The organism is Lysinibacillus sphaericus, assembly GCF_015844675.1.
GTDB lineage: Bacteria > Bacillota > Bacilli > Bacillales_A > Planococcaceae > Lysinibacillus > Lysinibacillus sphaericus_E.
Genome location: NZ_LDGC01000045.1, coordinates 1 through 492, shown reverse-complemented (window position 1 = coordinate 492; position 492 = coordinate 1). Strand labels below are relative to the sequence as shown.

At 40.7% G+C, this 492-nt stretch carries 1 protein-coding gene; it reads left to right on the top strand.

Translation table 11 applies throughout. The features are described 5' to 3' along the window. Positions 1–492, top strand: a 492-nt coding sequence (locus ABE34_RS25835; RefSeq protein WP_197142860.1) for a condensation domain-containing protein, incomplete at both ends; no start/stop codon positions are given.

Genomic DNA, 492 nt, shown 5'->3' with positions numbered 1-492 from the left:
TATGAAGAGGCTTCTAATCGAACTGATGAGGAAGAGATGAAGCTGTTCGTAAGAGCGTTTGATTTATCGAAAGCGCCACAGATAAGAGCACGATTCGTAAAAAGGGACACCTATGGTTTGCTTATGCTAGATATGCATCACATTGTTGGCGATGGAATGAGTATGGCGACATTTATGAACGAACTGAACGCTCTTTATAAAGGAGAGAAACTGGAGCCATTAAGTCATCAGTTCAAAGATTATAGTGAATGGATGAATAGTCGTAATCTGGAAAGTCAGAGAGCGTACTGGCTAAGTCAGTTTGAGGATGAGATACCGGTATTAGATATGCCGCTAGATTATGCAAGACCACAGGAACAAAGCTATGAGGGTTCCATTACAGGAAGCATATTAGATAAAGAACTAGCCAAGAAGATCAAAGAATTGGCAAAAAGAACTGGTACGACAGAATATATGGTCTTCTTATCCGCAGCAATGGTGTTGCTTGGGAAA